Source organism: Collinsella aerofaciens (assembly GCF_025289055.1).
Classification (GTDB): domain Bacteria; phylum Actinomycetota; class Coriobacteriia; order Coriobacteriales; family Coriobacteriaceae; genus Collinsella.
The window spans coordinates 33,205-41,580 of sequence record NZ_JAESIQ010000024.1; the positions used below are offsets into that span (position 1 = coordinate 33,205).

An 8,376-nucleotide genomic window follows, 5' to 3' on the forward strand; every position below is an offset into this window, starting at 1 on the left:
ACATATGGCACAACGTCATCTTCCTGCACTCCTGATCATCATGGATGGTTGCGGCCTTGCTCCGGCCGATGGCGAGAACGCCGTCGCCGCTGCCAAGACGCCCTTCCTTGATGGCCTGTACGAGAAGTACCCCCACACCACGCTCGGCGCTTCGGGCGAGGACGTGGGCCTTCCCGACGGCCAGATGGGCAACTCCGAGGTGGGTCACCTCAACATCGGTGCCGGCCGCATCGTGTTCCAGGAGCTTTCGCGCATCAACAATGCCATCAAGGACGGCTCCATCGCCAAGAACGAGGTTTTTGTCAAGGCTATGGACGATGTCAAGGCTGACGGCAAGACTCTCCACCTCATGGGCCTTATGAGCCCTGGCGGTGTTCATTCTCATATGAACCACGTTGAGGCTCTGGTCAAGATGGCTGCCGAGCATGGCGTCAAGACCGTTCGTGTCCACGCCTTCATGGATGGCCGCGACGTCGACCCGCAGTCCGGTGCTGGCTACATGAGCGAGTTCTGCGCCTTCCTGGCCAAGATTTCCGAGGAGACCGGTTGCGACGCTCGCGTTGCCACCGTCTCGGGTCGTTATTGGGCGATGGACCGCGACAACCGTTGGGAGCGCATCCAGCGCGCCTACGACGTCATGGTCAACGCGTCCGATGCCGATGTCGACCCCGTTGCCGGTATCAAGGCCTACTACGAGAAGGACCCGCGCGGCGACGAGTTCGTCGAGCCCTTCGCTGCCCACAACGAGGGCATTCACGAGGGCGACGCGGCCATCTTCTTCAACTTCCGTCCCGACCGCGCTCGTCAGATGACCCGCGTGTTCACGGACAAGGAGTTCGACGGCTTTGAGCGCGAGCAGATCAAGCTTTCGCACTTTGTGACGATGACCGAGTACGATCCGACGTTTGACGTCGAGGTCGCCTTCCCCAAGACGTTCCCCGAGAACGTCCTGGCCGACGTTATCGCCGCCAATGGCCTGAAGCAGCTGCACACTGCCGAGACCGAGAAGTACGCCCACGTGACGTTCTTCCTCAACGGTGGCATCGAGGAGCCCAAGGAGGGCGAGGAGCGCGTGCTCGTCGCTTCCCCCAAGGTTGCTACCTACGATCTGCAGCCCGAGATGAGCGCTCCCGAGGTTACCGAGAAGCTCGTCGCCGCCATCAACGAGGATCGCGCTGATTTCTACATCGTGAACTTCGCGAACTGCGACATGGTTGGTCACACCGGTGTCTTCGACGCTGCCGTTAAGGCTGTCGAGGCTGTTGACGATGCCCTGTCCAAGGTTGTCCCGGCGATTCTCGCCAAGGGCGGCTTTGCACTGATTACCGCCGACCACGGCAACGCCGATCACATGTTTGACGTTGCTTCCGACGGTTCCAAGCATCCGTTTACGGCTCACACCACCAACCGCGTGCCGTTCATCATCGTTGATGAGAAGGCACAGCTCACCGGTATCGAGGACGGCCGTCTTTCCGATATCGCTCCGACCATGCTCACCATGGCTGGTATTGAGCCTTCCGCCGAGATGACGGGCCGCGTGCTCGCCACCGAGGCCTAAGAGAAAACAAATACCGTTTTCTAGTAAGGGGGTTGTCCACAACCGGACAACCCCCTTTTTGGTATTTCTGCCATTTCCACCTCGTCCTTGAGTGGCAGGTAGGGGAGAGCGGGGGATTGTGGTACAGTACTGGAGTTTGAACTGTTCTATTAAGGAGCTTATCTATGGGTCCGTTCCAGATTCTTCTGTTTGTCGTTTGGGCTGTCTCTGCCGTGGCGCTGACGATTCTCGTCCTGATGCATTCCGGTAAGGGCACCGGCGTTTCGGATATGATCGCTAGCTCGCTGTATAACTCCAGCTCTGCCACGGGCGTCATGGAGCAGAACCTCGATCGCCTGACGGTAATTATGGCCGTTGTTTTTGCCGTGTGCGTCGTCCTGTGCATGTTCTTCTTCCCGCAGGGCATCGTGGGCTACTAAGCATCGGCGTATATACGTTTGCAATGGGTCTCGCATGTGCGGGACCCTTTTTGTTTACATATTTGTAACAGAGTCAAAATATCCCCACATACTTCGCCCAACTAAAGAAATTCTCGACCGTTAACCGGAATTAGCCCCAAATCGTGCATAAAATGCGCTACTGTATTGCGAAACGTTGGTTCGTTGTGCATAACCAGCCATAGCAGCGGGCGGCGTTTTGATGGTTCGGATCGGATTGTCTCGACATATGTCCGACTGAACATTTCTTTGTTCTATCTCATAAGGAGGATGGCATGGCTGATTCTATGTTCCACCAGCCCGTTATGGGTCGTCGCGCCTTTGTTGGCGGCACCCTCGCTGCGAGCTCCATGGCTTTTCTTGCCGCATGCGGCAAGAAGGGCGGCGACACTTCCGGTTCTGAGTCCGGTTCGACGCTGAACTTCTACATCAACAACCCGGTCTGCATCGACCCCTACAATGTCCAGGAGGACCAGGGCACTCAGGTCGAGTACCAGCTCTTTGACGCTCTGACCTCTTATGACGCCGAGAAGGGCGAGATCGTTCCGCTGGCTTGCGAGTCCTTCGAGGCCAACGACGACGCCACCGAGTTCACCTTCAAGATCAAGAAGGCCAAGTTCCACAACGGTGACGACGTTACCTCCAAGTCCTTCAAGCTCGGTTGGGAGCGTCTGGTCAACACCAAGTCGGCCATCGCTACCGAGTATGGCCCTTCCGAGGTCTCCTATCACCTTTCCATGGTCGAGGGCTATGACGATCTGCTTGCCGGTAACGCTACTGAACTCAGCGGTGTTACCTGCCCCGACGATGAGACCCTCGTCGTCAAGCTGTCTTCCGCTTACGCCGACTTCCCCTTCGTCGCCTCTCACCCGGCTCTGGCCCCGGTTCCCGAGTGCGCCGAGTCCGATGCCAAGAGCTTCTACCTTGCACCGGTCGGTAACGGCCCGTTCATGATGGACGGCAAGTGGGAGGATGGTCAGGAGATCAACCTCAAGAAGTTCGACGATTACTATGGCGACAAGGCCAAGATCGATGGCATCCACTTCCAGGTCATCAAGGACATGGAGACCGCTTACAAGGAGTTCCAGGCCGGTAACCTCGATGTCTGCGACGTTCCCGTTGCTCAGATCGACGCCGCCAAGAAGGATCGCGGCGTGTCCAAGGACGGCTACACCATGGGTGACGGCGAGCGCATGCTGCTCGGCTCCGAGCCTTCCACCTACTACCTGACCTGCAACAACACGGCCGAGCCGTTCAACAACGCCGACCTGCGCAGGGGTATCTCCCTGGCCATCAACCGTGAGGCCATCTGCAAGACTATCTTCAAGGGTACCCGTACCCCCGCCGACGGCATTGTTCCTCCGGGCATCGATGGCTACAAGGAGGGCGCATGGGAGTTCTGCGCCTACGACGTCGACAAGGCTAACGAGTACCTGGACAAGGTTGCTCCCGCTGGCGCTAACGGCGATCGTGGCATTAACGTGACCCTTTCCTACAACCAGGATGGTGGCCACAAGGAGATCATGGAGTCCATCATCGGTGACCTCGCCAAGGTTGGCGTTACCGCTGTCTCCGATACCCCTGAGTGGTCTGCCTTGCTCGAGCAGTACCAGAACTTTAACTATCAGTTCGGTCGTCTGGGTTGGATTGCCGACTACCCGATTATGGACAACTTCCTGTATCCGCTGTTCCACTCCGACTCCCTCGGTGGCGACAACCGCTCCGGTTACAACAACCCCGAGTTCGACGCCAAGGTCAACGAGGCTCGCACCACGGTTGACGACGAAGAGCGCGTTGCTAAGATGCAGGAGGCCGACGCTATGGTCGCTGCCGACTGCCCGGTCATCCCGGTGATGTTCTACACGCACACCATCGTCGGCTCCGATCGCATCAAGCACCTCTATGTCGATCCGCAGAAGCACGCTGAGCTGGGTACCGCTGAGCTCGCCTAAGAGTTTGCAGCTTCCGTGAGGGTCAAGTATTTACGTAGACCTCATGGGAAACATACAGTTCTCCCTAACCTGGGGTAAACTGGCTGATGGTAATTTTGGGATGCCGGTCTGGCGATCGGCATCCCATTTAGGTTAATCCCTAGATAGGGGAGTGGTATGGGTAAGTACATCGTTAAACGTGTGCTTCAGTTCATCCCGGTATTTTTGGGCGTTACGCTGATTCTGTTCGCCCTTCAGAATATCGTGCCGGGAGATCCGATCAAGCTGATCGGTGGAGACAAGGCTCTGTCCCCCGAGGTGGAGCTTCAGCTTCGCGTCCGCTATCACCTGGTCCAGTCGGACGAGGACGGCAACGCGATCCTTGACGAGAACGGCGACCCCGTTCAAACGTCGCTCGTGGACCGTTACTTGTATTACATGAACGGCCTGCTTCATGGCGATCTGGGCAATTCGTATCAGCGCAAGCTGCCGGTTACGGAAATTTTTGCCCAGAAGTATCCGTATACGGTCAAACTTGCCGCGTGCGCCATCGTGCTCGAGGCAATCATGGGTATCGGTGCGGGTATCATTTCGGCGGTAAAGCGTTATTCCTTCTGGGATATTTTGGTAACGCTCACCACGTCGATCCTCGTTGCGGTCCCGGCCTTCTGGCTCGGTATGTTGCTGCAGCTGTTCTTTGGCGTCATCCTCAAGGACGCTACGGGCGGTGCAATCTCCATGCCGATCTCGGGTGCCGGCGGTTCCAGCTCTCAGTATCAGGATTGGATGCACTATGTGCTTCCGACCATTACGCTGGCTTCGGTTTCGACCGCTTATGCCGCCCGCATTATGCGCTCGCAGCTGCTTGACGTCATGAACCAGGATTACATCCGTACGGCAAAGGCCAAGGGTCTCTCCAATCGCGCGATCATCGTCAAGCATGCGCTTAAGAATGCACTCATCCCCGTCGTTACCTATATTGGTGTCGACTTTGGTGGCATGCTTTCGGGCGCCATCCTGACCGAGACGGTTTTTAACTGGCCCGGTATCGGCTATGAGGTCTATCGCGCCATTAGCATGCGTGACTGGCCCATCGTTATGGGCGGCGTTACGCTCATCGTCGTCGTCGTCATGGTGATTAACCTGCTCGTCGACATTAGCTATGCATTCCTCGACCCGCGCATCCGCCTTGGCGGTCCGTCGGATAAGGCCTAAGGGAGGTACGTCTCATGCAGGAAACTGATTCTCAGTCTCAGGAGCAGGCTACCGCCACCAAGGCCGCATCTGCTCCCGCCAAGTCCCGCACGCTGTGGGGTGACGCTTTTAAGCGTCTTCGCAAGAACAAGCTCGCCGTTATCGGTGTCTGCTGGATCATCATCGTCGTTTTGGTTGCCCTGACCGCAGATCTGTGGGCTAAGCCCTGGCTCGGTTCGCCGACGGCTTCCGACTCGACCACCATGGCCGAGACGTCGCTGTTGGCTCCGTGTGCAGAGCACCCGTTTGGCACCGACGCCCTTGGTCGCGACATTCTCGTCCGCGTTATCTACGGTGCACGCGTTTCGCTGTCCGTCGGCATTATGGCCACCGCGATCTCCACGGTGATCGGTCTGGTCATGGGTGCTCTGGCCGGTTTCTACGGCGGGATCTGGGATACGATCATCATGCGCTGTGCGGACATCTTCCTGGCGTTCCCGTACGTGCTGTTCGTTGTCGCCATGATCGCCGTTATCGGCCGTGGTCTTCAGAACGTCTTTATCGCCATCGGTATTCTCGGCTGGCCTTCGATTGCGCGCGTCTTCCGCTCTGCAATCTTGACGGTCAAAGAAAACGACTATGTTGACGCTGCGCGCGCGATGGGTGCATCTGATGCTCGTATCGTAGTGCGTCACATCTTCCCGAACTCCGTCGCCTCCATCGTGGTCTACGCGACCATGAACATTGGTGGCGCCATTCTGACCGAGTCCGCTCTGTCCTTCCTCGGCATGGGCGTTATTCCGCCTACGCCTTCGTGGGGCTCCATGATTCAGGACGGTCAGCAGTATCTTCTGACTGCTCCCTGGATGATGATCATGCCCGGTCTGGCAATTCTCTCGACGGTGCTCGCCTTCACCCTGCTGGGTGACGGTCTGCGCGACGCCCTCGACGTCAAGATGAAGGACGCATAAGGATGAAGAAGAACAAGAACTATGTGGACCTGAAGGACCAGCCGGTTCCCGAGGGCCAGCATCTGCTCGAGGTCGATGACCTTAAGATGTATTTCCATACCGAGGATGGTGTCGTTCGCGCTGTCGACGGTGTGTCCTATACGCTCGATCGCGGCGAGACCCTGGGTGTCGTCGGTGAGTCCGGCTCCGGTAAGTCCGTGACCGCCATGACCATCATGGGCCTCATCTCGATGCCTCCGGGAAAGATCGAGGGCGGCGACGTTCGCTATCGCGGTCGTTCTATCCTCGAGATGACCGAGGAAGAGATGCAGCACATTCGCGGAAACGACATCGCGATGATCTTCCAGGATCCTATGACCTCCTTGAACCCGGTCTATAAGATCGGCAAGCAGGTGGGCGAGGGCCTTCGTCTGCACCGTGGCTACTCCAAGCAGGAGGCGCTCAAGCGCGCTACCGAGCTTTTGGACCTCGTGGGTATCCCCGAGCCCGAGAAGCGCGTCAATGAGTATCCGCACCAGTTCTCCGGCGGTATGCGTCAGCGTGTCATGATCGCTATGGCTCTTGCCTGCGATCCCGATATCCTGATTGCCGACGAGCCCACGACGGCTCTGGACGTTACCATTCAGGCTCAGATTATCGAGCTCATGCAGGAAATGCAGGAGAAGAACGGCAACGCCATCATCATGATTACCCATGACCTGGGCGTCGTTGCCGATATGGCCGATAAGATCATGGTTATGTACGCCGGCCGTCCCGTCGAGTTCGGTACTGCTGAGGAAATCTTCTACGAGAGTCGCCACCCCTACACCTGGGGCCTTATCCGCTCCATCCCGGAGCAGGCCATCGAAGAGAAGAAGCCGCTTACGCCGATTCACGGCAACCCGCCTTCGCTCATGAACCTGCCTGAGGGCTGCGTGTTCTCGCCTCGTTGTCCCTATGCGACGGACAAGTGCCGCAAGCAGCGCCCCGAGCGCGTTGTCACCGAGTCTGGTCATTACTCTGCGTGCCACTACTCCGGTGACCCCGAGTTCCTCAAGAACGCTCCTGAGACGTCCCGTACGCGCAAGGATTCCAAGAAGGGAGGCGAGGCGTAATGGCAGATACCAACGAGCGTACTCCGCTGCTGAAGGTCGAGCACCTCTCTAAGGAGTTCCCCGCTGAGTCCGGCATGTTCGCCAAGCGCTTCTCCAAGCGTGTTGTCTCTGCAGTAAATGACATTTCGTTCGAGATTTATCCGGGCGAGACCTTTGGTCTGGTTGGTGAGTCTGGTTGCGGTAAGTCCACGACGGGTCGCACCATCATGCGCCTGACCAAGCCGACCGCCGGTAAGGTGTTCTTCCAGGGTAAAGATGTTGCCGAGATGAGCAAGCATGAGATCAAGGACATGCGTCGCGAGATGCAGTTCATCTTCCAGGATCCCTATGCTTCGCTCAATCCCCGTATGACCATCGGCGAGATCGTCTCCGAGCCCATGACCATTCATGGCGTGGGTACCAAGGAGGAGCGTATCGAGCGCGTCCGCGAGCTGCTGGACGTCGTCGGTCTGAATCCCGAGCACATCAACCGTTATCCGCACGAGTTCTCGGGCGGCCAGCGCCAGCGTGTCGGCATCGCCCGCGCGTTCGCTCTGAAGCCCAAGCTGATTATCTGCGACGAGCCTGTCTCTGCACTTGACGTATCCATTCAGGCCCAGGTTCTGAACCTTCTTAAGGAGCTCCAGGACAAGTTCGGTACCGCGTATCTGTTTATCGCTCACGACCTGTCCGTCGTGCAGCACATTTCCGATCGCGTTGCCGTTATGTATCTGGGTAAGATGGTTGAGGTTTCGGACTGGAAGACGCTCTACAGCGAGCCTCACCATCCGTACACGCAGTCGCTGCTGTCTGCCGTGCCGGTTCCCGATCCTGATATCCAGAAGACCCGCAAGCGCATCATCCTCGCTGGCGATCCGCCGTCGCCGCTGGATCCGCCGACCGGTTGCCGTTTCCACACTCGCTGCCCGATCGCTCAGGGTATCTGCTCTGAGAAGCTTCCCGAGTTTAAGGAAGTTGCACCTGGTCACTGCTGCGCGTGCCACTTCGCGGAGCCGTTCCCGATCAAGGAATCGCACATCGACCTGTAGTAGGTTGTTTGTCCGGGCCCGTGCTGGACTTAGTTTTCAGAACGTCCTCGACCATGGAAACCCCCTTATCCTGCTCCTTCGGAGCCGCGGATAAGGGGGTTTCCTGGTCTGACGCTCCTATTTGGCAAGGTGTTTTTTAGAATCCATTTTGCGCTCGGCCTCG

General features: G+C 57.8%; 7 protein-coding genes. All 7 read left to right on the forward strand.

The annotated features are described in order from the left end of the window. Positions 1 to 4: 4 nt before the first annotated feature. The 7 genes from gpmI to JMJ97_RS07950 all read left to right on the forward strand — a co-directional run bounded on the left by gpmI (position 5) and on the right by JMJ97_RS07950 (position 8,213). The gene (gene gpmI, locus JMJ97_RS07920; RefSeq protein WP_260699820.1) at positions 5 to 1,558 is read left to right on the forward strand and encodes a 2,3-bisphosphoglycerate-independent phosphoglycerate mutase; all 1,554 of its coding nucleotides are present in this window, start codon (positions 5 to 7) and stop codon (positions 1,556 to 1,558) included. Positions 1,559 to 1,722: 164 nt separating this feature from the next. Next, on the forward strand, positions 1,723 to 1,977 hold the full coding sequence (gene secG, locus JMJ97_RS07925; RefSeq protein ID WP_006236144.1) for a preprotein translocase subunit SecG: 255 nt from the start codon (positions 1,723 to 1,725) through the stop codon (positions 1,975 to 1,977). 293 nt (positions 1,978 to 2,270) lie between these two features. After that, the gene (locus JMJ97_RS07930; protein WP_055286936.1) at positions 2,271 to 3,947 is read left to right on the forward strand and encodes a peptide ABC transporter substrate-binding protein; all 1,677 of its coding nucleotides are present in this window, start codon (positions 2,271 to 2,273) and stop codon (positions 3,945 to 3,947) included. Positions 3,948 to 4,103: 156 nt separating this feature from the next. Then, positions 4,104 to 5,141 (forward strand): ABC transporter permease, encoded by a 1,038-nt coding sequence (locus tag JMJ97_RS07935; protein WP_022094885.1) that lies wholly within the window; start codon positions 4,104 to 4,106, stop codon positions 5,139 to 5,141. 14 nt (positions 5,142 to 5,155) lie between these two features. Continuing rightward, the gene (locus JMJ97_RS07940; protein WP_055310513.1) at positions 5,156 to 6,091 is read left to right on the forward strand and encodes an ABC transporter permease; all 936 of its coding nucleotides are present in this window, start codon (positions 5,156 to 5,158) and stop codon (positions 6,089 to 6,091) included. A 2-nt stretch (positions 6,092 to 6,093) separates the two neighbouring features. Further along, positions 6,094 to 7,185 (forward strand): ABC transporter ATP-binding protein, encoded by a 1,092-nt coding sequence (locus JMJ97_RS07945; protein WP_022094887.1) that lies wholly within the window; start codon positions 6,094 to 6,096, stop codon positions 7,183 to 7,185. Next, positions 7,185 to 8,213, forward strand: coding sequence for an ABC transporter ATP-binding protein (locus JMJ97_RS07950; RefSeq protein WP_022094888.1), 1,029 nt, complete (start codon positions 7,185 to 7,187; stop codon positions 8,211 to 8,213). Before JMJ97_RS07945 ends, JMJ97_RS07950 begins: the two co-directional genes overlap by 1 nt. Positions 8,214 to 8,376: the final 163 nt, after the last annotated feature.